Here is a 24,832-nt window from a genome sequence, read left to right on the forward strand (position 1 = left end):
TTGCGAAACCGCAAGCGCACTGGCTTTCCGGGCCATCGACGCAGCCAGCCGCCGCCATTTCATCGGCTGGCCGAGTGTGTGGCGAGGTGCTGGCGGATCAGCGACAGGTAACGATCGCCGACCGAGAAATCGCGCGCGGCGCGCGGCCGTTCGGCCTGGCGCAGCGTGGCCGGTGCGCTCATGCCCAGATAACGGCAAACGGCGGACGGGAAGGGCTTGCGTGTATGCCCGAGCTGGCGAGCCGCGCGCTCGACGCGGGCGTCGCCGACCTGGGCGCGGAGCCATGCCAGCACCTGGCGATCGGCGTCGTTGACGATACGAACGAGTTGTTCCATCACGCACCTCACTGTTCATAAATACAGTGCTGTAAATATAACCAGTGTTTTGGGCGACCGCAAGCGGATGCACGCGCGGCTGGCCGTTCGGCCAGGATCAGCGAGCCGGCGCGGCGGTGCGCGTGACCCGGGCAACAGCGGCCGCAGGGGTGACCGAGGCAGCGGGCGCCGCGGAGGCGGTGCCCCCCGTATAGCGCGCGTCGGTCAGCGTGCCGAGGAACGCGACGATGTCGTCGATCTCCGCGTCGGTCAGCGCGGGCGGCGTGCCGGGCCGGCGGTTCATCGGCGTCGAGTTGACGTTGATGTTGCCGCGATAGGCGGCCGGCACATCGTCGAACGTTCCGGCCCCGTGATACCAGAAGCCCGGGTCGGTCGAGCGCGTGTTGTAGAACGCGACCGCGTCGCGCAGCGTCGTGAACACGCCGTTGTGCATGAACGTCTGCTTGAGCGCGACGTTGCGCAGCCCCGGTGTGCGCAGGTAGCCGCACCATTGCGTCGGCTCGGGCCAGCGCAGCCGCCGGGCGGTGTCGCACAGCCCGTTGTCGAAATGCCGCGGATCGCGGTTCGCCGGCAGCGCGCGGTTGCGCGGCACCGCGATCGCGTCGTAGCCGAAATCGGTGAAGAGCGAACGCTCCGGTCGGCTCGACGTCTCCGACAGCGTGTGGCAGCTCGTGCAGTTGCCCTTGTCCGGATTCCGGAACAGCGCGAGGCCGCGCATCTCGGCCGGCGCGAGCGGCTTGCGCGTGCGCAGGAACGCGTCGAAACGCGACGTGAACGGCGCCATCTCGTCGCTCTGCAGATAGGCCTCGACGGCCAGGCCCAGCGCCCGCACCAGTTGCCCGGGATCGCGCCGCACCGACGCGCCGAAGCGCGCGGCGAGATCGGGCGCGAGTTCGGTTGCGTCCACCTTGCGCAGCAGCGCGGCCGGCGACCGGTTGTTCATCTCGTTCGGATCGAACAGCGGCCCGCGGATCTGCTCGGCGAGCGTATCCGCGCGGCCGTCGCTGAACAGGCCGCCGAACGGCGACGGTGCGGGCGCGTCGTCGTCCTGGTAGAAGTGGCGGCGCGGCACGTAGCGCACATAGAGCAGCGACGGCGCGTTGCGCTGGCTGAAACGCCCGGGACGGCTGCCTTCCGGCACGCCGGGCCCCGCGAGCGAGGCGGCCGACAGCGTCGGCGCGAACGCGCGGCCCGGGTCGTGGCAGCCCGCGCACGACATGCCGCGCGGCTCGGACAGCCGTGAATCGAAGAAGATCCGGCGGCCGAGCGCGACGAGCGTCGGGTCGGGCGCGAAGCGCGCGGTCGCCGCATCGATCTTGCCCGTCACCTGCGGCGTGCCGTTGCCGATCGTGCCGACGACTCGCGACGGCGGCGCACCGGGAAGCAGGACGGTTTCGGCCGGCGCGGCGTGCGCCGCGAGCGTCAGGCCCGCGAGCACGGCAGCGGCCAGCGTGCGCAGCGTTTGCCGGCCGCGCGCGTGGCGGTCGGCACATCGAACTCCTTCACTCACGGCGCGATGAACCCCGTCTTGTCGCAGGCGAGCGTCCTGCCCGACTGGTTGCACGACGCGAGCAGCTTGCCGGCCGCCGAATACGCGTGGAAGACCCAGCCCGTCGCCGGGGCGGCCCGGCGTTCCATCATCAGGAAGCCGAAGCTGTTGTTGTGCGACAGCCGCTCGATCACGGCGCCCGGTGCCGGTGTCAGGCCGGCCGGGAACGGGTCGGGCAGCGCGACGTCGAGATTGTCGCCGCCGTTGCCGGACACGATCGTCGCCGGGTGCCCGGACGAGAAGTTGATCGCCTGGAAATCGTGCACGTGCCCGTGCAGCGCCACGTGCACGCCGGGCGGGTAGTACGCCTGGGCGTTGAGGCTCGACATCACCGACTGCAGCGCGAGGTTGCCGGGCGCGGGCGTGCTGCCGGCGATCGGCGCGAACGCGAGGATCGGATGGTGGTTCGTGAAGATCGTCGTCGTCATGCCGGCCGTCGACGCGAGCGCGGCGACCGTCTGGAACTGCTTCTGGTAGATGCCGAACTGCGCGTCGGTCGTCTTGAGCGGCGTGCGGCCGACCTTCGCGGTGTCGAACACGATCACCTGCGAGCCGCCGCCGAGCGATACCGCATAGGGTTCCGAATAGTTCGCGTTGCTGTCGTTGGCCGGATCGTCGCACGAGCGCGCGGCCGAATACGGGCGCGGATCGAGGAAGCGGAACCAGCCCTGGCCCGCGCGTGCGCATTCCTCGTGGTTGCCGCGCACGACGACCCACGGGGCCTTCGCGAGCAACGGCGCGGCCGGGCGGAACAGGTCGGCCTGCCATGTATCCCAGCCGTAGCCCCACGGGCTGTCCTTGCAGCCGGCGATGTCCGGCGGGCATGCGTTTTCGCGGTAGTGGTAGTCGCCGATGTGCATCACCAGGTCGGGCGACAGCTTCGCGACGCTGGCCGCGATCGTGTCGAGCGGCCAGACCGTCGCGTCGTTGCACGCCTGCCATGCGTTGTCGGCCTTCTTCATGCGGCAGCCGGTGTCGGCGATGATCGCGATGCGTTGCGGCTGCACCTTCGGCAGCGGCAGCGTGCGGCCCGCGACGCTCGCCGCCAGCGCGCCGGCCGGCAGCGTCGCCTCGCAGACGGACACCGGGAAGCTCGACGGCTTCGAATCGGACGGATCGCTGGCGGTCGGCCGCTGGGCGATGGTCGCGGCGCCCGCGCGCAGGGACATGCGCGACAGCTTGCCGTCGACGCTCAGTTGCGGGCACAACGGATCGCTGGCCGACGCGGGGGTGTAGTTCGTGATGACGCGCGCGATCGCCTGGTTCGTATCGCCGATCTCGACCCATGCGGCCTGGACGTTGACCGACGCACTCGCCGGATCGTCCGGCGAATCGATGTGGTTCGAGCACGCGGACAGCGCGGCGAAAGCAACAAGGGGAGCGCAGCGGACGAGCAGGGCGCGCGGGAGGAGTCGTCGCATGGGAGGCACCGTAGGAAAGTCGTCGACGATACGCAACATGAATGTAAGAAATATGAAAAACGGGGCGCGACGGAGGGTTCGCGCGCGGGCCGGGCGTCGACGTTGCGGCGGCGGGTCGCGGCCACGGGGGCTTGACTTCAAGCCGGCTTGAAGCAGCAAAGTGCGATGCACGATCAATGAACCGGAAAGGGAATCGACGATGGAAACCAGACGTCCCAATGACGAACAATCCGCGCTTTGGAACGGCCCGTCAGGGCGCGCCTGGGTCGAGACGCAGGCGCTGATCGACCGGATGTTCGAGCCGTTGGAGCGGTTGCTCGTGGAGGCGGTTGCCGCGTCGTCCGCGCGCAGCGTGCTCGACGTCGGCTGCGGCACGGGCGCGGTCACGGTTGCGATCGCGCGGCGGCTCGGCGCGCATGCGCAATGCACGGGTATCGATATCTCGGCCCGGATGATCGACGCCGCGCAGGCGCGTGCCGAACGCAGCGGCGTCCACGCCCGCTTCGTGCGTGCCGATGTGCAGACGCACGCGTTCGAGCCCGCGAGCGTCGACCTGATCGTGTCGCGCCTCGGCGTGATGTTCTTCGACGATCCGGTTCGCGCGTTCGCGAATCTGCGGCAGGCGGCGCGGCCGGATGCGCGGATGCGGTTCGTCGCATGGCGCAGCGCGGCAGACAATCCGTTCATGACGATCGCCGAGCGGGCCGCGGCGCCGTTGCTGCCGAACCTGCCCGCACGGCGGCCCGGCGCGCCGGGGCAGTTCGGCTTCGGCGACCGGCAGCGGATCGCGTCGGTGCTGGCGGACAGCGGCTGGGCGGACGTGGCGATCGAGCCGGTCGAACTGGCGTGCGCGCTGCCCGCGTCCGCGCTGGACGACTACATCACCCGGCTGGGCCCGGTCGGGCTGGCGTTGCTGGAAGTGGACGACGCAACGCGGCGGCGCGTGGTCGACACGATGCGTGCCGCATTCGAGCCTTACGTCGACGGCGCGGAAGTGCGCTTCGATGCGGCATGCTGGCTCGTGACGGCGCGTGCACCGTCCGTGTGACACGTTGCGGCGAGGAAGCGGATCGGGGAAGGGGCGGCCGCTTCGCCCCGCGCGTTGCCGTTCGCGCGGGACGTGGCCGGGCTGCATGACATACGCGCGTCAGCGTCGCCGCGCGCGCAGCATCAGCCACGCGCAACCGCCGGCGACCAATGCGAGACCGAGCAGGACGGCTTCGACGCCGAGCGCGAACCCGGGCGGCATGTCTCCGGTGTCCGGCATCGGCGACAGGTTGATGCCCATCGCGACGGCGCCGCCGGCGAGCAGCGCCGCGCAGACGATCCAGTAGACCTTGCCGCGCGGCGCCGCGGCGCGGATCCGCCACAGCGCGATGCCGGCTCCGCCGAGATAGAGCACGGCGAGCGTGCCGAGCGCGATGACGTCGGAGGCGCGGCTTTGCAGGAGCCCGGTCATCGTGCGGCTCCGTCGGGCGTGGCAGGCCGCCGCGGCGCGGCAATGACGGCGGGCAGGGTCATTCGGCCTCCGTCGCATGCCCCGGCGCGCGGCTCAGCAGATGCGTGCGCTTGTCGGCCGCGAGCGACACGTAGCGTTCGTACTGGCGCAACACGTCGGCAATCACTTCGTCGCCGCGCAGGTATTCGACGTCGTAGCCGAGCCGCCCGTCCTCGAAGAACGTGACGATCCCGTACACGTGGGCCCGTGCCGCTTCCGGCCCGGCCGTCTCGCGCACGAGGAACGCGGCCGCCGATTTCACCGTCACGCGCACGCCGTACACGAAATCGCGGTGGTCGGCGGTCGGCACGGTCAGGCGCACGGCGTCGTCGCTGTCGCGCTGCACGTGCGCATCGACGCCGCCCGCGCGCAACTCGTCGGCGACTTTGCGCAGCGCCGGCTCGACCGTTTCGGCGACGAACTGGCGTGCTTCGGCTTCGGTCGTCTGCCGCAGGATGTGCGTCAGGCGGTGGCGCCAGTGCTGGCCGGTCCAGAAGCTCGTCGCGGGCGCGACGTCCTGCGAATAGTGCACGCGGTCGGCCGCGAGCCCGCGCCACAGCCCGTAGCAGAGCGCGATCATGATGATCGCGACCGGCAGCGCGGCGATCAGCGTCATCGCCTGCAATGCGCCGAGCCCGCCTGCGACGAGCAGCACCGCGGCCGTCACGCCGAGCAGCGCGGCCCAGAACAGCCGTTGCCAGACGGGCGAGTGCGCGTGGCCGCGCGTCGCGATCTGGTCGATCACGAACGCGCCCGAATCGGCGGACGTCACGAAGAACACCGCGATCAGCACGATCGCGGCGATCGACAGCCCTTGCGACAGCGGCAGGAAATCGAAGAAGCGGAACAGCAGCGCGTCGACATTGGTGGCCGTCTGCGCGAGCGCGCCGGCCGCGCCATGCGTATCGAGCCAGATCGCGCTGTTGCCGAACACGGTCATCCACACGAGGTTGAACGCGGTCGGCACGAGCAGCACGCCGATCACGAACTGGCGGATCGTGCGGCCGCGCGAGATGCGTGCGATGAACATGCCGACGAACGGCGACCACGACACCCACCATGCCCAGTAGAGGATCGTCCAGCCGCCGAACCAGCCTTCCTCGCGCGGCGACGCATACGCGTACGTGCGGAACGACAGGTCGACGAGGCTCGACAGGTACTGGCCGATGTTGTCGCCGAGCGCGCGCAACAGGAACGCCGTCGGGCCCGTGACGGCCACGAACGCGAGCAGCAGGAACGCGAGCAGCAGGTTCAGTTCGGACAGCCGCCGCACACCCTTGTCGAGGCCGCTTGCGGCCGACAGCCCTGCGAGGATCACGACGAGCGCGACGAGCCCGATGCGAAACGCATTGCTGCCCGTATCCCAGCCGGCGACCGTATGCAGGCCCGCGCTGATCTGCATCACCCCGTAGCCGAGCGTCGTCGCGATGCCGGCGACCGTGCCGACCAGCGCGAACGCGTCGACCGTGTGGCCGATCCAGCCGTTGATGCGCTCGCGCAGCACCGGATACAGCCCCGAGCGGAGCGTCAGAGGCAGGTTGTAGCGGAAGCCGAAGTACGCGAGCACGAGCCCCATCAGCCCGTAGATCGCCCACGCGTGGAAGCCCCAGTGGAAGAAGGTCATCAGCATCGCCTCGCGGGCAGCGGCGGGCGTGCCGGGGTCGACGGTCGGCGGCTTCAGGAAGTGCTGCATCGGCTCGCCGACGCCGAAGTACATGAGGCCGATGCCCATGCCGGCCGCGAACAGCATCGCTGTCCACGACACGAAGCTGAATTCGGGTTCGGCATCGTCGGGGCCGAGCCGGATGTTGCCGAAATCGCTCGCGGCGATCAGCACGAGAAACACGAGGAAGCCGGTGACGGCGAGCACGTAGAACCAGTCGAAGCGCGCGACGACCCATTGCTGGCCGGCGGAGAACAACGCGCCGGCTTCGCTCGGGAGCAGTGCGCACACGACGAGCAGTGCGCCGATGACCGCGAGCGCGGGCAGGACGACCTGCGGCTTGAATGTCGTGCGGGGCGAGGGGCGGGAATCTGGCATGGCTGGCATCCAGTTGTGGGCGCAACGAGGCGCGACGCCGCCCGGCGCGCGTGTCGCGCGTCGGACCCTGATACGGCGTGCGTCGAGTGTACCGCGGTGTCAGGACTGCAAGAAGGGGTATGCAGGAGGGTTGAACCTGACGAATTGTAAGGTATCGAGGGGATCGAGAAAACCCGTGCAGTTTGCGCGGCGTGCGGACGGGGCGTTGAAAACGCCCCGCGGCGGCCGCGTATCGGGTGCCCGGACAGCACGCGGGCATCCGAGCAATGCGTGTCGCCCGGGGCAGGGGCAGCGCGCCAAAGGCGCTGCCGCGATGGCTCAGAACGTGACGGCGATGCCGGCCATGCCGACGAACTGGCCGTGCGTCGTCGAAGGCGTGAGCTGCTGCGAATCGCCGACGATCGGCGCCGCGTCGATCACGTGGCCGGCACCTTGCGCACCGAGCGTCCGGCCGCTCGAATGCGTGTACGCCTGCAGCGCATAGAGCGTCGTGCGCTTCGACAGGCTGTAAGACTCCTTCAGCGAATACTGCTGGTAGCGGGCCGCGCTGTCGATGCCGTTCGCCTTCGATGCGAGCGTATACGCGAACGCGCCGGCCACCGAGAATGCCGGCGTGAAGCGGTATGCGGCGAGCGCGCCGTAGGTGTTGAACACGGCCGTGTCCGTGAACGCGGAGCCGTTGCCGGGCAGGTACTTCACGTTCGAATAGTTGACGCCCATCGTCAGGTTGCCGAGCGTGTAGTTGCCGGCCGCCGCGACCTGCTCGACGGCCTTCGCGGTCAGGTAGCCCTGGTTCAGCACGGACACCGCGAAGCTGCCCGACGCGGCGGTCGCCGGATTCAGGAAGCCTGCCGACGAGCCCGAGCTGTTGATGCGCAGGTAGCCGGCCGCGACGCCGATCGGCCCGTTCGCATAACGCAGTGCGGCGCTGAACGTGTTGCCCTTGCCGGTCGCGCCGGCAATGCCGCCGAATGCGTACATCGCGCTCGCGGTCAGTCCGGCGAAGGTCGGCGACGTATAGGTAACCGAATTGTTCACGCGGATCGTCGTGTCGAGGCCGTCGATGTCGCCCGGGTGCGCGCCTGTCGCACCGGTCAGCCAGCTGCTCGACGCGTACGGGCCGACGAACAGGAAGTAGGGCGTGTACTGGCGGCCGGCCGTCATCGTGCCGTAGCGATCGTTGCGCAGGCCGACGAAGGCCTGGCGATTGAATATCAGGCCGGCGGCGGATTGCGCGCCGTTGTTCAGGTTGAAGCCGGACTGCAGGTCGAAGATCGCATGCGTGCCGCCGCCCAGATCCTCGTCGCCGCGCAGCCCGAACTTCGACGCATACAGGTTGCCGTCGCGCATGTAGAGGTTCGAATGGCCCTGCTGGTTGTTCACGTACGCGAGCGAATCGTCGACGACGCCGTACAGCGTCACGCTGCTCTGCGCATGGGCGGCGGTCGCGCCGAGCGACGCGGTCGACAAAATCAGGATTGCATAGCGGTTGACGGGTGCTTTCACTGTCGATCTCCGGATCTCTTCATCTTTTCAAGGTGGGGGGGAGGCTCGATCGCCTCCTCTGTGGCGGGCGGCGGGCCGCATGAACGGCCCGCCCGATCGGGTTTGCTTCAGTTGTCGAAGGCGACGACGATGCGGCGCCATGTACCGCTCTGCGCATCCTGTTCGACGCGTGCGCCGCGCACGGCGACCGCGCCTTGCACCGACGCGGGCAGCAGGATCTCGACGCGGTCGGCCGGGCGTGCCGGGCGGCCGTCCCAGCGCACCGACACGTCGAGCACGCCCGACGCCTCGCGGCCGGTTTCGACGCGCCACAGCCCGTATTCGCCGTCGCGCCATGCTTCCGTCTCGCCGTCGTCCTCGATGCATTCGCCGTACGCGACGCCGTCCTCGACGCGCGGCGCGACGACGAAGCCGCGCGTGTCGGCACGTGCGCCGAAATGCTGTTCCGCGACGTTCAGCGGCAGCACGCGGCCCTCGCGCAGCAGCATCACCGGCGTGTCGAGCGGGGCGGGCAGCGTTACGCTCGCGCCGCCGTCGAACGACCGCGCGCTCGCACAGCACATCCAGCGCGCGCCCGACGGCAGGTAGACGGTGCGCTCCGTCAGGCCCGGATCGACGACCGGCGCGACGAGCAGCGCGTCGCCGAGCATCATGTCGTCGCATGCGTCGTAGCAGCGCGCGTCACCGGGGAAATCGGCGAAGGTCGGCCGCAGCACGGGCTCGTAGCGCGTCGTCGACAGCCACAGCAGGTGATAGAGGTAGGGCAGCAGCCGGTAGCGCTGCTTGATCAGCGATGCGACCTGCGCGGTGATCTCCGGGTACATCCACGGTTCGTTGACGCTGCCGTCGTCGTTCCACGAATGGATGCTGAAGCGCGGCATGAAGATGCCGAACTGCACCCAGCGCAGCAGCAGTTCGGGCGACGGCGCGGGCCCGGAGAAGCCGCCGATGTCGTGGCCGATGTTCGACACGCCCGACAGCGCGAGCCCGAGGCCCATCTTCAGGTTGTAGCGCAGCGTTTCCCACGACGTGTAGTTGTCGCCGGACCAGGTCTGCACATAACGCTGCATGCCGGCGCCGCCGGAGCGCGACACGAGGAACGGGCGCTGCGCCGGTGCATGCGCACGCTGCGCTTCGCGCGACGCGCGCATCATCAGCATCGTCTGCAGCACCTTCGCCTCGCGCGCGGGAAACGGCTGGCCGAAGCCGTGCGCGATCGCGTCGGGCGACCAGATCTCGTATTCGTTGTTGTCGTTCCAGGTCGACTCGATCCCGTATTCGAGCAGCGCCGACGTGACCTGCTCGCGCCACCAGCGGTACGCGTCCGGCTGCGTGAAGTCGAGATACGCGCCGACCTCGTCCCAGAACTGCACCCAGGCCGGCTCGCCGGACGCCGAGCGGATCAGCAGCCCGCGCGTTGCGGCGTCTTCGAAGGCGGGATGGTCGCGCAGCAGGCACGGCTTGATGTTCGCGCACAGGCGGATGCCGTGGTCGCGGTAATGCTGCACGAAGCCCTTCGCGTCGGGAAACTTGTCGCGGTTCCAGTTGAACACGTAGCGCTTCGCGCCGATCGACGTATAGCCCGACGACAGGTGGAACGAATCGCACAGGATGTCGTGCGTGTCGCACTGTTCGACGAACTGGTTCATCTGCTGCTGCGCGTCCGGCGCATCGGTGTAGCTCATCGTCGAGCCCGAGTAGCCGAGCCCCCATTTCGGCGTGCGCGCGGGGCGCCCCGTGAGCCACGTGAAGCGCCGCGCGGCCGCGAGCGGCGTGTCGGGCGACGCGATGAAGTAGTAGTCGAGATCGCCATGCTCGGCGACGAAGTAGCGGTACGGGCCGTGATAGTTGTCGAGCTCGCGGCCCATGTCGAACGCGCAGTCCGACAGCGTGTCGTAGAACAGCCCGAACCCCTGGCACGCATCGGGCGACCACGTGATGTAGAACGGGATGTGCTTGTACAGCGGGTCGGTATGTTTCGCGCTGTAGCCCATCGCGTCGATGTTGCGCATCTCGAAGCGCGCGCCGGTGCGGTCGAGCTCGCCCGCGCGTTCGCCGAGGCCGAACACCTTGTCGCCGCGGTCGCGGGCGACGTAGTGATATGCGCGGTCGTCCCACCAGCCGAAGTTGTAGGCCTGCGTCGGGCGGTCGGCAAGCGCGACGCGCCACGCGCCGTCGGCGCCGCGCATCGACCACGTGCAGTGGCCGCCTTGCCGGCTCACGGCGAGGCGGATCTGCGCGGTTTCGATGTACACGCCGTCGTCGTCTTCCAGGAGCGTATGGGAGGGCAGCGCGAAGCCGCTCAGGTCGAGGCGGTCGCGCCCTTCGAGCGGCACGTCGTCGAGGCCCGGCGCGATCGTCCACGTGCGCGGGTTGCGCGCCGTCGCATCGGGCAGCACGCGTACCCGCACGATGTCGTCCTCGAGCACGAAGATCTCGAGGGTCGCGCCCGTATCGGACGCGAGCAGCACACGGTTCGCGTGCTGGCCGGCGACGCGGAACACGGGCGGATGAAGAAGCGAAGTCATGAATGCGGTTCCAGTTAGGGGCGAAGGTCAGGCGTGCCGTGCGAGCAGGCGTTCCTGCTTCGACTGCCCGCGGATCAGCACCGCGAGCAGCGTGACGCCGATGATGTCGAACAGGCCGAGGCACGCGAACAGCGGCGCATAGCCGATCTTGTCGGCGAGCGCGCCGACCAGCAGCGAGAAACCGAGCCCGCCGATCCACGCGGCCATCCCGGCGAAGCCGCTCGCGGTGCCGACTTCCTCGGAATCGAACACGTCGGCCGACAGCGTGTTGACGAGCGCGGAGATCATCTGGTGCGCGAAGCCGCCGACGCAGAACAGCGCGATGGCCGTGTACGGCGACGACACGAGCCCGATCATCGCGGGCCCGAGCATCAGCACCGCGCCGAGCGCGACGCCGGCGACGCGCGACCACACGAGCGGCAGGCTGAACCGCTTCGCGAGATACGGCGACAGGTAGCCGCCCGCGATGCCGCCGGCGTCGGCCGCGAGAAACGGCATCCACGCGAAGATCGCGATCTGCGTGAGCGGCATGTGGCGCTCGGTCGCAAGATACAGCGGAATCCAGAAGCTGAAGGTCTGCCACGCAGGCTCGGCGAAGAAGCGCGGCAGCGCGATGGCCCAGAAGCGCCGCGCGGTGACGACGTCGCGAATGCGGCGCTTCGACACGGGCGGCATCGTCGCCTGGCCGTCGCGGATCAGCGTGCGTTCCTGCGGCGTGATGCGCGGATGGTCGGCGGGCGACCGGTATTGCGTGTACCAGAGCGCGGCCCACAGGAAACCGAGCGCGCCGGTGGCCATGAACGCGGCCTGCCAGCCGAACCGCATCGACAGGAACACGACGAGCGGCGGCGCGATCGCGGCGCCGAGCGACGTGCCCGCGTTGAAATAGCCGACCGCGACGGATTTTTCGCGATCGGGAAACCATTCCGCAACCGCCTTCATCCCCGACGGAATCGCGGCGGCTTCGAACAGGCCCAGGAGGCCGCGCAGGATGCCGAGCGACAGCCAGCCCGATGCGAAGCCGTGCGCGACGCCGACCACCGACCACAGCATTGCGAACAGCGCGAACCCGAGGCGCAGGCCGATCAGGTCGACGATGAAACCGCACACGGGCTGCATGATCGTGTAACCGATCTGGAATGCGCCGACGATGTACGAATACTGCTGCGTCGAGATCGCGAACACGTGCTTCAGCTCGGGGGCGAGCACCGCGAGGGAATTCCGTGCGAGGTAGTTGAGGATCGTGCCGAGACATACGAGCACGATGATCCACCAGCGCAACGCCTTGACTGTCTTCACTGCTGTCTCCTGTCGGGCAGGGCCGGCGCGCGGCGCCGGCCCGATCCATGACGACCATCCGTTCGGGATGGCCTGTTTCGCTTTATTCGTACGATGTCCGATCTTGATCGGTGCCAGTTTTCCCGGTTTGACGCGGAATGATGGCGTTCAAGCGAACACTTCGCCGTTGTTGGAGGCTGAAGTTATCGGACGACTGATCATTTTCGAACATCGTATGTTCGAATTCGAATCCGGTCAACGCGAAATTGCATTCGAACGAACTTGCTTGGGGTTTTCCCCATGGGCAGGCGCAGGCGACGCACGTGCAGACCTGCGGCGATCACGCGCCAAAGGCCCGTGCGGCGGGGCTGTGCGGGCGTCGGGCGATCGCGGGGCGGGGGAACGGGGCGCCACAACCCGGATGAAAATTTATTTCTTTTCGCAATTGGGATTGTGTAAATTCATTTCCATCATTCTTTCAACAACCCTTCGCATGACGCCTCTCGCTCCGCACGATGCCAGTCACGACGAACCCGCGATCGCCGAACGGATCGCGTCGGCGATGCCGTTGATGACGCCGATCCACCGGCGCATGGGCGAGTTCGTGCTCGCGAATCCGTTCCGCGCGGCGACGATGCGCATCGACGAACTCGCGCAGGCCGTGAATGCGTCGATCGCGACCGCGAACCGTTTCGCGAAGGCGCTCGGTTTCGACGGCTATCCGGCGATGCGCGCGGCGCTCGTGCGCGGCTTCGAGGCGACGCTCGGGCCGGTCGAGCGGCTGCGTTCCGCGCAGGAGCAGGAGTCCGGGGTGCGCGGTGCCGCATGGATCGACGCGGTATTCGACCAGGCCGTCGCGAACATCGAGAACACGCGCGCGCAACTGGACGCGGCCGATGTCGAGGCCGCGGTCGAGGCGATCGTCGGCGCGCGGCGCGTGCTGATCCTCGGCGCGGGGTCGAGCGCGTTCCTCGCCGGGCTGATGGAGCACGGGCTGTCCGTCTGCCACGACAACGTGCAGTCGCTCGCGCTGCTCGGCGGCCCGTCGCACGCGGCACGGCGGCTCTATACGGCCGACTCGCGCGATCTCGTGATCGCGCTCGCGTTTCCGCGCTACGTGAAGGACACGATCGAACTGGCCCGCCGCGCGGCGGCGCGCGGTGCACGCGTACTCGGTATCTCCGACGGCCCGCAATCGCCGCTGGCGCCGATCGCGTCGCTGAACCTGTACGTCAAGGCCGAACGGCGCTTCGCGGCCACGTCGGAAGCCGCCGTGCTCACGATGATCGAGGCGCTGATCGACGCGGTCGCGCTGCGCACGCACCGGTCCGCGAAATCCGCCGCCGAGATGACCGAATTCCTGCTGCCGTGGCTCATGCAGCCGCAAGCGACGCAGCCGGCCGCCAACCCTTCTTCCCACCGTCCGAAAAAAACATGACTTCACCCGCGATCGTTGCGATTCACGGCGGCGCAGGCACGATCCTGCGCGATGCGATGGATTCCGATACCGAACGTCAGTACCGTGCCGAGCTGACCGCGATCCTGACGGCCGCCCAGCAGGTGCTGGCCGACGGCGGCAGCGCGCTCGACGCCGTCACCGTCGCGGTGCGGATGCTCGAGGACTGTCCGTTGTTCAACGCCGGGCGCGGTGCCGTCTATACGGCCGAAGGCAAGCATGAACTCGACGCGGCGGTCATGGATGGCGCGACGCTCGGCGCGGGTGCGATCTGCTGCGCGACGCGCGTGCGCAATCCGGTGCTCGCCGCGCGGCGCGTGATGGAGGCGAGCGAACACGTGCTGTTCGCCGGCGCGGGGGCCGATGCGTTCGCGGCCGCACAGGGGCTCGAACTCGCGGAGCCCGGCTATTTCGACACCGAAGCGCGTCACGCGCAGTGGGTCAAGGCGCGCACGGCAGCCGGCGCGATGCTCGACCATGACGCGGCGACGTTCGCGTTCGGCAAATCACAGTCGCAGCCGCAGCCGGCCGAGCCGCTCGATCCGGACCGCAAGCACGGCACGGTCGGCGCGGTCGCGTGCGACCGGCACGGTCACATCGCGGCGGCGACGTCGACGGGCGGCATCACGAACAAGCAGCCGGGGCGCGTCGGCGATTCGCCGATCATCGGCGCAGGCTGCTATGCGGACGACGCGACCTGCGCAGTGTCGTCGACGGGCACCGGCGAGATGTTCATCCGGCTCGCGACCGCGCATGACGTTGCCGCGCAGATCGCGTATCGCGGCGCGTCGCTCGCCGATGCCGCGCACGACGTCGTGATGAACAAGCTGCCGCGCCTCGCGGGCCGCGGCGGGATCATCGCGGTCGACGCGCAGGGCAACGTCGCGATGCCGTTCAACACCGAAGGGATGTATCGCGGTTACGCGCGCGTCGGTGAAGCGCCGGTGGTCGGCATCTACCGCGACGACGACACGGCCTGATCCCTGCCAGCACGAAGAGGAAATCCACGATGACTTCGAGCCGTAACCCGTCCGGCCTGGTGCTGCCCGAGCAGCGCGTGGTGGCCGTCGACGACCTGTCGGTCACGTTCCGCCGCGAAGGCGCGACGTTCGACGCGGTGCGCAACGTGTCGTTTCACGTCGATCGCGGCGAGACGCTCGCGATCGTCGGCGAATCGGGCTCGGGCAAGTCGGTCACGTCGCTCGCGCTGATGCGGCTCGTCGAGCACGGCGGCGGCGCGATCACGAACGGCCGGATCGCGTTCCGCCGGCGCGGCGGCGCGCTCGTCGATCTTGCGCAGGCAAGCGGTGCGACGATGCGCGGCATTCGCGGCGCGGACATCGCGATGATCTTCCAGGAGCCGATGACGTCGCTGAACCCGGTGTTTACGGTCGGCGACCAGATCAGCGAGGCGATCGCGCTGCATCAGTCGAAGAGTGCATCGGAAGCGCGCGCGGAGACGCTGCGGCTGCTCGAACTCGTGCGCATTCCGGAGGCGCGCCGCGTGTTCGCGCGCTATCCGCACCAGTTGTCGGGCGGGATGCGGCAGCGCGTGATGATCGCGATGGCGCTGTCGTGCCGGCCCGCGCTGCTGATCGCCGACGAGCCGACGACCGCGCTCGACGTGACGATCCAGGCGCAGATCCTGCAACTGGTGCGCGGGCTGCAGGACGAAATGAACATGGGCGTGATCTTCATCACGCACGACATGGGCGTGGTGGCCGAAGTGGCCGACCGCGTGCTCGTGATGTATCGCGGCGAGAAGGTCGAGGAGGGCGAATCGGATCGCATCTTCGCGGCGCCCGCGCATCGCTATACGCGTGCGTTGCTCGCGGCCGTGCCGAAGCTCGGCTCGATGCAGGGCACCGACGCGCCCGAGAAATTCCCGCTGCTGAAGGTGGAGGGTGCAAACACGGCAGCACCGGCGGCATCGCCGGCGCCCGCACCGGCGGCGAAGAGCGATGCGCAGCGGGGCTTCGATCAATCCGCGTCGCCGATCCTGCGCGTGCGCGATCTCGTGACGCGCTTCCCGGTGAAGAGCGGCGTGTTCGGCCGCGTATCGCAATACGTGCATGCGGTCGAGCGTGTGAGCTTCGAGTTGCGCGCGGGCGAGACGCTCGCGCTGGTCGGCGAATCGGGCTGCGGAAAGTCGACCACCGGCCGCTCGCTGCTGCGCCTCGTCGAATCGCAGAGCGGCTCGATCGAGTTCGACGGCCGCGACATCAGCGCGCTGAAAGGCCCCGACCTGCAGGCGCTGCGCCGGAACATCCAGTTCATCTTCCAGGACCCGTTCGCATCGCTGAACCCGCGCCTGACCGTGGGTTTCTCGATCATGGAGCCGCTGCTCGTGCACGGTGTCGCGAGCGGCCGCGAAGCGCAGGCGCGGGTCGACTGGCTGCTCGACAAGGTCGGCCTGCCGCCCGAGGCCGCGCGTCGTTATCCGCATGAATTCTCGGGCGGCCAGCGCCAGCGGATCGCGATCGCGCGTGCGCTCGCGCTGAACCCGAAGGTCGTGATCGCCGACGAATCGGTGTCGGCGCTCGACGTGTCGGTGCAGGCGCAGATCGTCAACCTGATGCTCGACCTGCAGCGCGAACTCGGCGTCGCGTACCTGTTCATCTCGCACGACATGGCTGTCGTCGAGCGCATCAGCCATCGCGTCGCGGTGATGTATCTCGGCCAGATCGTCGAGATCGGCCCGCGCCGCGCGGTGTTCGAAGCGCCGCAGCATCCGTACACGAAGAAGCTGATGAGCGCGGTGCCGGTGGCCGACCCCGCGCGCCGGCACGCCCCGCGCCAGCTCGCGGCGGACGAAATCCCGAGCCCGATCCGCGCGGCCGGCGACGAGCCGGTCGTCGCGCCGCTCGTCGCGGTCGGCCCCGATCACTACGTCGCGACGCACCGCGTCGGCGGCGCGTACTGAACGCGCGCAGGTTGCCATGGACCGCAGCTGCGCACGAGCGAGGCAACGACGCATTTTCCCCGAGCGGGCGCCGTCCCGCCGCGACTCTCACCACGCGTTATCGAATCACCCACAGGAGCCCAGCAAGATGAACAAGCCGTATTCGTTCCCGATGTTCCGTCCACGCGCACTGCTCGCAGCGGGTGCCGGCGCGCTCGCGCTGTCGGCCGCGGTGCCCGCGTTCGCGCAGCAGACCGCGGTGATGGCGGTGGATTCGACGTTCACGACGATGGACCCGTACGACGCGAACGACACGGTGTCGCAGGCCGTCGTCAAGTCGTTCTACCAGGGGCTGTTCGGCTTCGACAAGGACATGAAGCTCGTCAACGTGCTGGCAACCGGCTACGACGCGAGCCCGGATGCGAAGACTTACACGATCAAGCTGCGCCAGGGCGTGAAGTTCCACGACGGCACCGATTTCAACGCGGCGGCCGTGAAGGCGAACTTCGACCGCGTGACCGATCCCGCGAACCACCTGAAGCGCTACAACATGTTCCGCGTGATCGAGAAGACCGAAGTGGTCGATCCGTACACGGTGAAGATCACGCTGCGCGAGCCGTTCTCCGCGCTGATCAACACGCTCGCGCACCCGTCGGCCGTGATGATCTCGCCGGCCGCGCTGAAGAAGTGGGGCCGCGACATCGCGCTGCATCCGGTCGGCACGGGGCCGTTCGAGTTCGTCGAATGGAAGCAGACCGACGACCTGAAGGTGAAGAAGTTCGCCGGCTACTGGAAGAAGGGCTACCCGAAGATCGACGCGATCGACTGGAAGCCGGTGGTCGACAACAACACGCGCGCGGCGCTGATCAAGACGGGCGAGGCCGATTTCGCGTTCCGCATTCCGTTCGAGCAGGCTGCCGACCTGAAGGGCAACCCGAAGGTCGACGTCGTGGAGCGGCCGTCGATCGTGCAGCGCTACGTGTCGCTGAACCTGCAGCAGAAGCCGTTCGACAACCCGAAGGTGCGCCAGGCGCTGAACTATGCGGTGAACAAGGAAGCGCTCGCGAAAGTCGCGTTCGCCGGCTTCGCGACGCCGTCCACCGGCGTGGTGCCGCAGGGCGTCGACTACGCGACGAAGCCGGGCCCGTGGCCGTACGATCCGGCGAAGGCGCGCGCGCTGCTGAAGGAGGCCGGTTACCCGAACGGCTTCGAGACGACACTGTGGTCCGCCTATAACAACTCGACGTCGCAGAAGGCGATCCAGTTCGTGCAGCAGCAGCTCGCGCAGGTCGGCGTGAAGGTGCAGGTGCAGGCGCTGGAAGCCGGCGAGCGCGTCGCGAAGGTCGAGAGCGCGCCGGATCCGGCGAAGGCGCCGGTGCGGATGTACTACATCGGCTGGTCGTCGTCGACCGGCGAGGCGAACTGGGCGATCACGCCGCTGCTCGCCGGCTCGTCGGCGCCGCCGAAGCTCCTGAATACCGCCTACTACAAGAACGACACGGTCGACGGCGATCTCTCGAAGGCACTGGAGACGGTCGACCGCACGAAGAAGGCCGAGCTCTACGCCGATGCGCAGAAGCAGATCTGGGCCGATGCGCCGTGGATCTTCCTCGTGCAGGAGAAGATCGTGTATGCGCGCAGCAAGCGGCTTCAGGGTGCGTACGTGATGCCGGACGGTTCGTTCAACTTCGACGAAATCTCGCTGAAATGACAGTGGTGATGACGGCGGTTCGTCCGCCACGCGGTGCCGGCGGCGCAAGCCGCCGGCACGCTGATTCGATCGGTGCCCCATGCTGAATTTTCTCGTCAAACGCCTGTTCGGCCTGCTGCCCACGCTCGCGATCGTCGCGGTGCTGGTGTTCCTGTTCGTCCACCTGCTGCCGGGCGACCCGGCGCGGCTCGCGGCCGGGCCCGAAGCCGACGACGCGACGGTCGCGCTGGTGCGCACCGATCTCGGCCTCGACCAGCCGCTGCCCGCGCAGTTCGTGAACTTCTTCGTGAAGATCGCGCACGGCGATTTCGGCCTGTCGACCCGCAGCAAGCGGCCGGTTTCGACCGAGATCGGCGAGCGCTTCATGCCGACGCTGATGCTGACGCTCGTCAGCATGGCGTGGGCGACGGCCTTCGGCATGGCGATCGGCATCGCGTCGGCGGTGTGGCGCAACCGCTGGCCGGACCGCCTCGGCATGACGCTCGCGGTGTCGGGCATCTCGTTTCCCGCGTTCGCGCTCGGCATGCTGCTGATGGAAATTTTCTCGGTGAAGCTCGGCTGGCTGCCCGTTGTGCCGGACGGTTCGTGGCGAAGCTACGTGCTGCCGTCGCTGACGCTCGGCGCCGCGGTCGCGGCCGTGATGGCGCGCTTCACGCGTGCGTCGTTCGTCGAGGTGCTGAACGAGGATTTCGTGCGCACCGCGCGCGCGAAAGGCGTGCACGAGCCGATGGTGGTGCTCAAGCACTGCCTGCGCAACGCGATGATCCCGGTCGTCACGATGATGGGGCTGCAGTTCGGCTTCCTGCTCGGCGGCTCGATCGTCGTCGAGGTCGTGTTCAACTGGCCGGGGCTCGGGCGCCTGCTCGTCGATGCCGTGACGATGCGCGACTACCCCGTGATCCAGGCGATCGTGTTGCTGTTTTCGCTCGAATTCATCCTGATCAACCTGACCGTCGACGTGCTGTACGCGGTCATCAACCCGACCATCCGGTTCAAGTGAGGCGCGCATGAACGCGACTGTCCAGACCGCGGCGCCGGCCGCACCCACCGCGATCCGCACGCCGTGGCGCGAATTCTGGCGCAAGTTCCGCAAGCAGACCGTCGCGCTCGTCGCGGGCGGCTTCGTGCTGGCGCTCGTCGTGCTGGCGTTCGTCGGCCCGCACGTCGTGCCGTTCGATCCGGAGAACTATTTCGACTACGACGCCCTGAACGCGGGGCCGTCGGCCGTGCACTGGTTCGGCGTCGATTCGCTCGGCCGCGACATCTTCAGCCGGATCATCACGGGCACGCGCATCTCGCTCGCGGCCGGCTTCTTCTCCGTCGCGCTCGGCGCGGTGATCGGCACGTTCTTCGGGCTGCTCGCCGGCTACTACGAAGGCTGGTGGGACCGCATCACGATGCGCGTGGCCGACGTGCTGTTCGCGTTCCCGGGCATCCTGCTCGCGATCGGCGTGGTCGCGATCCTCGGCAACGGGATGGTCAACGTGATCTGCGCGGTCGCGATCTTCAGCATCCCGGCGTTCGCGCGGCTCGTGCGCGGCAACACGCTGATGCTCAAGCACATGACCTATGTCGAGGCCGCGCGCAGCATCGGCGCATCGGACTGGACGATCATCATGCGGCACATCCTGCCGGGCACCGTGTCGTCGGTCGTCGTCTACTTCACGATGCGGATCGGCACGTCGATCATCACGGCCGCGAGCCTGTCGTTCCTCGGGCTCGGTGCGCAGCCGCCGACGCCGGAGTGGGGCGCGATGCTCAACGAGGCGCGCGCGGACATGGTGACGGCGCCGCACATCGCGATCTTCCCGAGCCTCGCGATCTTCCTGACCGTGCTCGCGTTCAACCTGCTCGGCGACGGGCTGCGCGACGCGCTCGATCCGAAGCTGGAGCGCCGCTGATGCGCATCGCACCGATGTGGCCGGCGACGCTGCCGGCCGGGCCGCGCGGCACGATCGCCGACGTGCCGGGCGTGACGGTCGGCCATTGCACGCTCGATGCCGGCAACGTGCAGACGGGCGTGACCGTCGTGAAGCCGCATCCGGGCGACGTGTACCGCAGCAAGGTGCCGGCGGGGGCCGCCGTGATCAACGGCTTCGGCAAGAGCGTCGGGCTCGTGCAGGTCGACGAGCTCGGCACGCTCGAGACGCCGATCGCGTTGACCAATACGTTCGGCGTCGGCGCGCTCGCGCACGCGCAGATCCGCGCGGCGATCGCGGCGAATCCGCAGATCGGCCGCGACTGGCCGACCGTCAACCCGCTCGTGTTCGAGTGCAACGACGGCTATCTGAACGATATCCAGGCATTCGCGGTCACGGCCGCGCATTACGACGACGCGTGCCGCGCGGCGTCGCGTGACGTCGCGCGCGGCGCGGTGGGGGCCGGGCGCGGGATGTCGTGCTTCGACCTGAAGGGCGGGATCGGTTCGGCGTCGCGCGTTGCGGTCGCGGCCGGCCGGCCCTATACGGTCGGCGCGCTCGTGCTCGCGAATTTCGGCCGGCTGCCGATGCTGACGCTCGGCGGCGTGCCGCTCGGGCGCATCGTCGCGCAACGGCGGGCGGCCGAGGCCGCGCACGCGGCGCCACCCGAGCAGGGCTCGATCATCCTGTTGCTGGCCACCGATGCGCCGCTCGACGCGCGGCAACTGTCGCGGCTCGCGCGCCGTGCGGGCGCGGGGCTGGCCCGCACGGGCTCGGTCTACGGGCACGGCAGCGGCGACATCGCGCTCGCCTTCTCCACCGCCTATACGATCGCGCACGATGCGTCGACCCTCGCGCTGCCGGCCCTCGTCGCCGACGCGGCGCTCGATCCGCTGTTCATGGCTGCCGCCGAAAGCGTCGAGCACGCCATCGCCGATGCGTTGCTGCAGGCCGTGACGGTGGCCGGGCGCGACGGCCACGTGCGGCAATCGCTGCGCGATGCGGTGCCCGATCTCGATCGCCTGTTCAACGAAAGTCACGAAGGACGTATTGCCCAGTCATGAAGATCCTGATTTCGACCGACATCGAAGGCGTCGCCGGCGTGTTCGCCACCGAGCAGACGCGTGCCGGCAATCCGGAATACGAACGCGCGCGGCGCTGGATGACCGCCGAGGCGAATGCGGCGATCGAAGGCGCGTTCATGGGCGGCGCGCAGGCCGTGTGGGTCAACGATTCGCACGGCGGTTTCCGCAACCTGCTGCCCGACGGGCTCGATGCGCGTGCGCGTGTCGTGCTCGGCAAGCCGCGCACGCTCGGGATGATGGCGGGCCTCGAACAGCAGCCCGACCTCGTGTTCATGATCGGCTATCACGCGAAATCGCAGACGCGCGGCATCCTCGCGCACACGATCAACAGCTTCGCGTTCACGCAGGTGTGGCTGAACGGCGTCGAGCTCGGCGAAGCCGGGCTGTACGGCGCGCTGGCCCGCGAATATGGCGCGCACGTCGCGCTGGCCACCGGCGACGACGTGTTCGCGGAAGAAACGCAGCCGCTGTTTCCGGATGCGCATTTCGAGACGGTCAAGACGGCCGGCGGCGCATCGAGCGGCGATACGCTCACGCCGTCCGCATCGTGTGCGCGGATCGCAGCCGCTGCGCGCGAGACGGTCGTACAGGCACTGTCGGCAGGCGTGCGCGCCGGTGCCCGTCGGCCCGCGCCGGCCGCCTGCACGTTGCGTGTGCAGACGGCGGCGCTGGCCGACCTGTTCTGCGTGCTGCCGTCGCTGGAGCGCGTCGATGCGGTGACGCTGCGCTTCGACGGGCCTTCGGTCGAGCACGTGGTGCGCACGTTGAACAGCCTGTCTGCGATGTCGTTCATGCTGCGGTGATGCGTGCCGCGGCGATGTCGCCGGCGTGCGACCGGTCAATGGGCGGCTGCAGGGCTCGCTGTCACGGCAAGCAGGAACGTTTCCATGGCCGCGACCAGCGCGAGCGGCGTCTCGTTCATCGGATAGTGGCCCGCATTGCGCAATACGTCGACGGTGGCGAGCGGGTAGCGCCGCAGGTAAGTGCGAGCCATCAGCGCCGCGTCGAACGCCGGATCGTGCTCGCCGATCAGCACTTTCACCGGATGGGTGCCGGCGATCTCGTGGCTGAAATCCGTATCGGCCCAAGCGCGGAAGTACGCGCCGAACGCCGGCGGCGACGAACGGGCTGCCGAATACGCGGCTTTCCACGCGACCCAGGCGGCGGGCAGCCGGCCGCCGGTGCTGCGATCGATGATGGTCCGGCGATCGGCGACGTGGTCGGCGGCCCGCTCGAATAGCGCGCGTTTCTCCGCGTCGAACGGCAGGCCGCCGCAAGGCACGGGCGTGACCGGCACGAGCGCGCGCACCCGGTCGGGCGCGATGACGGCGATTTTCTCGGCCGCCATCGCCCCCATCGAGTGGCCGACGACGCTGAAGGTCGGGAATTCGAGTGCGTCGGCAAGCGCGAGCGCGTCGGCGGCGATCTCGTCGATCGTATAGTCGCCGGCTGTGTCGCGCATGCGGCCGTAACCTCGGTAGTCCATGAACACATAGCTGAAACGCTCACGCGACAGCCACGCTTCGACGGGTTCGAACGCGTGGGCGTCGCCGAACCAGCCGGGCAGTACAAGAACAGGGTGGGGGCCGTCCCCCACGCGATGAAACGTATTCGGCATGTCCGCTCCGATGCAGTGGTAATCCGGCCGATCAGGCCGACGGGTCTTGCGGCCGCGAGGTCGCGCAAGGGGTGGAGCGGATCGTAGATCGCGCGAAGGAGACCCGCCTTCGATATCGGGTCATTGATGATGGAATTCGGGCCGTGAGAAATACGCTGCTAGATCCCTACGAACACATTCCGCGAAGCGTGGTCGTGACCGCGAACGACTACGCGGCGGGTACGACGTTTCCGGAACACGCGCACGTGCGCGGGCAATTCGCGTTCGCGTCGCGCGGCACGATCAGCGTGTCGACGCCGCACGGGCGCTGGCTGGTGCCGCCGCAGCGCGCGTGCTGGGTGCCGGCCGGCGTGCGGCACGAAATGACGATGACCGGGCCGGTCACGATGCTCAACACGTTCGTGTCCGGCGACGCCGCGCTCGAGGCGGGTCTGCCCGGGCAGTGCGGCGTCTATGGCGTATCGGCGCTGCTGCGGCAACTGATCGACGATGCGATCGACCTGCCGGCCCTGTACGACGTCGACGGGCGCGCGGGCAAGCTGATGGCGCTGCTGGTCGCGGAAATCGCGACGATGCCGCGCCTGTCGCTGCATGCGCCGCTGCCGGCCGACGCGAGGCTGGCGAAGGTGTGCCGGCACCTGCTCGCGTCGCCGTCGATCGCGGCCGATCTCGACCAGGTGGCCGCCGATGCCGGCGTGAGCCGGCGCACGTTCACGCGGCAGTTTCGCGCGCAGACGGGCGTGAGTTTTGCCGCATGGCGCCAGCAGGTGTGCATGCTCGCGGCGATCGCCCGCCTGAGCGACGGGCAGCCGGTCACGCGCGTCGCGCTCGATCTCGGGTACGCGAGCGCCAGCGCGTTCACGTCGGCGTTTCGCCGCATTCTGGGCGATACGCCGAGCCGCTATCTGGAGATTCGGCGCTGACCGGAAGGCGTCCGAGCGCACTACGCCGATGTGCCGGTCGCCACAAAAAAATACGCGTCTGCCAACTTCGGTCAGACGCGCTTAAAGGCACTCGGTCAGAAAAAATGCGCGCACGGCCCGGTGGGGTCGATATCGCGCATGACATGCGTAATTGTTGCCGATCCTGATTTAATTCCGTTTGAACGTTGCGGATAACGCAGGATACGCCGCATAACGCGCAAACGATATCCTGCCGGGGCGATGATTCATGTGCAGTCGCAGCATGCGTTTCAATCGCGCGTTCGATGCGGGGGCGGCAGCCCCTGGCACCGGGCATCGATGCCCGCAGCCTGGCGTGCTGCGATGCGGCATCAAATGATGGCGCCGCAGCACGAAAAACGCCGCGTAGCGCGATGCCTGTCGGTATCGCGCCACGCGGCGTTGCGGTTTGCGGTAGCGGGCGAAGCCGGCGTGCGCCGGCTCGCGCGTCACACGTCGAAGAACACCGTTTCGTCGGGCCCCTGCATGCGGATGTCGAAGCGGTAGACGACCGGGCGGCCCGGTTGCGCGTCGCGTTTCGCGACGAGCGTCGCGCGACGCTCGGCGGGCACCGCGTTCAGCACCGGGTCGGCGGCGTTCGCGGCGGCTTCGTCGTCGAAATACACGCGCGTGAACGCATGGGTGAGGATCCCGCGCATCATCACGGTCACGTTGATGTGCGGCGCCTCGCCGGCGGTGATGCGGCCCGGCTTCACCGTCTCGACGACGAAGCGCTGCTGCGCATCGGTGCCGGTGCCGACCCGCGCGAAGCCCGTGAAGCCGGATTTCGCGATGTCGTCGCGCGACGCGGGGTAGCGGCCCGCGCCGTCCACCTGCGTGAATTCGAGCACCGCGTCGCCAACGACGTTGCCGTCGCCGTCGAACACCTGGCCGACCAGCAGCACGTGCTCGCCTTCGGCGTGTGCCGCGGCGATCGTCGGCGTGAACAGGCTCTTCAGGTCGTAGTCGTATTGCTGCGGGCACAGGCCGTACGCGAAGTACGGGCCGACCGTCTGCGAAGGGGTTTGCTTCAGCGTCGTCATG

Annotated in this window: 20 protein-coding genes; 10 read left to right on the forward strand and 10 right to left on the reverse strand. The window is 68.6% G+C overall.

The features are described from left to right. Window positions 1-59: 59 nt before the first annotated feature. From ABY44_RS26450 to ABY44_RS26460, 3 genes are all read right to left on the reverse strand, one after another. Window positions 60-335 carry a hypothetical protein gene (locus tag ABY44_RS26450; RefSeq protein WP_027791352.1) on the reverse strand — a complete coding sequence of 92 codons (276 nt, stop codon included), beginning with the start codon at window positions 333-335 and terminating at the stop codon, window positions 60-62. A gap of 97 nt (window positions 336-432) precedes the next feature. Next, window positions 433-1,845 carry a cytochrome-c peroxidase gene (locus tag ABY44_RS26455; protein ID WP_060171164.1) on the reverse strand — a complete coding sequence of 471 codons (1,413 nt, stop codon included), beginning with the start codon at window positions 1,843-1,845 and terminating at the stop codon, window positions 433-435. Next, entirely contained in the window at window positions 1,842-3,305 is a 1,464-nt protein-coding gene (locus ABY44_RS26460) for a metallophosphoesterase family protein (protein ID WP_060171162.1), read from the reverse strand. The genes ABY44_RS26455 and ABY44_RS26460 overlap by 4 nt, the downstream gene beginning before the upstream one ends. A 199-nt stretch (window positions 3,306-3,504) precedes the next feature. On the opposite strand from ABY44_RS26460, the gene ABY44_RS26465 reads away from it, so the two are divergent. Continuing rightward, window positions 3,505-4,353, forward strand: coding sequence for a class I SAM-dependent methyltransferase (locus tag ABY44_RS26465; RefSeq protein ID WP_060171160.1), 849 nt, complete (start codon window positions 3,505-3,507; stop codon window positions 4,351-4,353). Window positions 4,354-4,452: 99 nt separating this feature from the next. On the opposite strand, the gene ABY44_RS26470 is transcribed toward ABY44_RS26465, so the two are convergent. The 5 genes from ABY44_RS26470 to ABY44_RS26490 form a co-directional block, all read right to left on the reverse strand. Further along, on the reverse strand, window positions 4,453-4,764 hold the full coding sequence (locus tag ABY44_RS26470; protein ID WP_021156648.1) for a hypothetical protein: 312 nt from the start codon (window positions 4,762-4,764) through the stop codon (window positions 4,453-4,455). A 58-nt stretch (window positions 4,765-4,822) separates the two neighbouring features. Further along, complete coding sequence (locus ABY44_RS26475; RefSeq protein ID WP_027791357.1) at window positions 4,823-6,844, reverse strand: BCCT family transporter; 2,022 nt, start codon at window positions 6,842-6,844, stop codon at window positions 4,823-4,825. Between the two features lie 318 nt (window positions 6,845-7,162). Further along, window positions 7,163-8,350, reverse strand: a complete 1,188-nt coding sequence (locus ABY44_RS26480; protein ID WP_027791358.1) for a porin — start codon at window positions 8,348-8,350, stop codon at window positions 7,163-7,165. Between the two features lie 107 nt (window positions 8,351-8,457). Next, window positions 8,458-10,878, reverse strand: coding sequence for a glycoside hydrolase family 31 protein (locus ABY44_RS26485; RefSeq protein ID WP_060171158.1), 2,421 nt, complete (start codon window positions 10,876-10,878; stop codon window positions 8,458-8,460). A 27-nt stretch (window positions 10,879-10,905) separates the two neighbouring features. Further along, complete coding sequence (locus tag ABY44_RS26490) at window positions 10,906-12,177, reverse strand: MFS transporter (protein WP_060171156.1); 1,272 nt, start codon at window positions 12,175-12,177, stop codon at window positions 10,906-10,908. Between the two features lie 472 nt (window positions 12,178-12,649). On the opposite strand from ABY44_RS26490, the gene ABY44_RS26495 reads away from it, so the two are divergent. The 8 genes from ABY44_RS26495 to ABY44_RS26530 all read left to right on the forward strand — a co-directional run bounded on the left by ABY44_RS26495 (window position 12,650) and on the right by ABY44_RS26530 (window position 22,032). Then, complete coding sequence (locus ABY44_RS26495) at window positions 12,650-13,594, forward strand: MurR/RpiR family transcriptional regulator (protein WP_027791360.1); 945 nt, start codon at window positions 12,650-12,652, stop codon at window positions 13,592-13,594. After that, window positions 13,591-14,592: an isoaspartyl peptidase/L-asparaginase family protein gene (locus tag ABY44_RS26500; RefSeq protein WP_060171155.1), complete on the forward strand. Its 1,002-nt coding sequence runs from the start codon at window positions 13,591-13,593 to the stop codon at window positions 14,590-14,592. The genes ABY44_RS26495 and ABY44_RS26500 overlap by 4 nt, the downstream gene beginning before the upstream one ends. A 29-nt stretch (window positions 14,593-14,621) precedes the next feature. Beyond that, complete coding sequence (locus ABY44_RS26505; RefSeq protein WP_027791362.1) at window positions 14,622-16,535, forward strand: dipeptide ABC transporter ATP-binding protein; 1,914 nt, start codon at window positions 14,622-14,624, stop codon at window positions 16,533-16,535. 127 nt (window positions 16,536-16,662) lie between these two features. Beyond that, complete coding sequence (gsiB, locus tag ABY44_RS26510; RefSeq protein ID WP_027791363.1) at window positions 16,663-18,225, forward strand: glutathione ABC transporter substrate-binding protein GsiB; 1,563 nt, start codon at window positions 16,663-16,665, stop codon at window positions 18,223-18,225. Window positions 18,226-18,304: 79 nt separating this feature from the next. Continuing rightward, window positions 18,305-19,225, forward strand: a complete 921-nt coding sequence (gene gsiC, locus ABY44_RS26515; RefSeq protein ID WP_042972832.1) for a glutathione ABC transporter permease GsiC — start codon at window positions 18,305-18,307, stop codon at window positions 19,223-19,225. A 7-nt stretch (window positions 19,226-19,232) separates the two neighbouring features. Further along, complete coding sequence (gene gsiD, locus ABY44_RS26520; protein WP_021156639.1) at window positions 19,233-20,126, forward strand: glutathione ABC transporter permease GsiD; 894 nt, start codon at window positions 19,233-19,235, stop codon at window positions 20,124-20,126. Then, complete coding sequence (locus ABY44_RS26525; protein WP_060171153.1) at window positions 20,126-21,208, forward strand: P1 family peptidase; 1,083 nt, start codon at window positions 20,126-20,128, stop codon at window positions 21,206-21,208. The genes gsiD and ABY44_RS26525 overlap by 1 nt, the downstream gene beginning before the upstream one ends. Then, window positions 21,205-22,032, forward strand: coding sequence for a M55 family metallopeptidase (locus tag ABY44_RS26530; RefSeq protein WP_060171151.1), 828 nt, complete (start codon window positions 21,205-21,207; stop codon window positions 22,030-22,032). Before ABY44_RS26525 ends, ABY44_RS26530 begins: the two co-directional genes overlap by 4 nt. A gap of 35 nt (window positions 22,033-22,067) precedes the next feature. On the opposite strand, the gene ABY44_RS26535 is transcribed toward ABY44_RS26530, so the two are convergent. Next, complete coding sequence (locus tag ABY44_RS26535; protein WP_059492357.1) at window positions 22,068-22,847, reverse strand: alpha/beta fold hydrolase; 780 nt, start codon at window positions 22,845-22,847, stop codon at window positions 22,068-22,070. A gap of 143 nt (window positions 22,848-22,990) precedes the next feature. Between ABY44_RS26535 and ABY44_RS26540 the strand changes: the two genes are divergently transcribed. After that, complete coding sequence (locus tag ABY44_RS26540) at window positions 22,991-23,770, forward strand: AraC family transcriptional regulator (protein ID WP_060171150.1); 780 nt, start codon at window positions 22,991-22,993, stop codon at window positions 23,768-23,770. A 467-nt stretch (window positions 23,771-24,237) separates the two neighbouring features. Here the strand turns inward: ABY44_RS26540 and pcaG are convergent, their stop codons facing one another. Continuing rightward, a complete protein-coding gene (pcaG, locus tag ABY44_RS26545) occupies window positions 24,238-24,831 on the reverse strand; it encodes a protocatechuate 3,4-dioxygenase subunit alpha (RefSeq protein ID WP_059683233.1) in 594 nt (197 codons plus the stop codon). Window position 24,832 lies beyond the last annotated feature (1 nt).

Source organism: Burkholderia sp. ZZQ-2, assembly GCF_050768715.1.
Classification (GTDB): domain Bacteria; phylum Pseudomonadota; class Gammaproteobacteria; order Burkholderiales; family Burkholderiaceae; genus Burkholderia; species Burkholderia cepacia.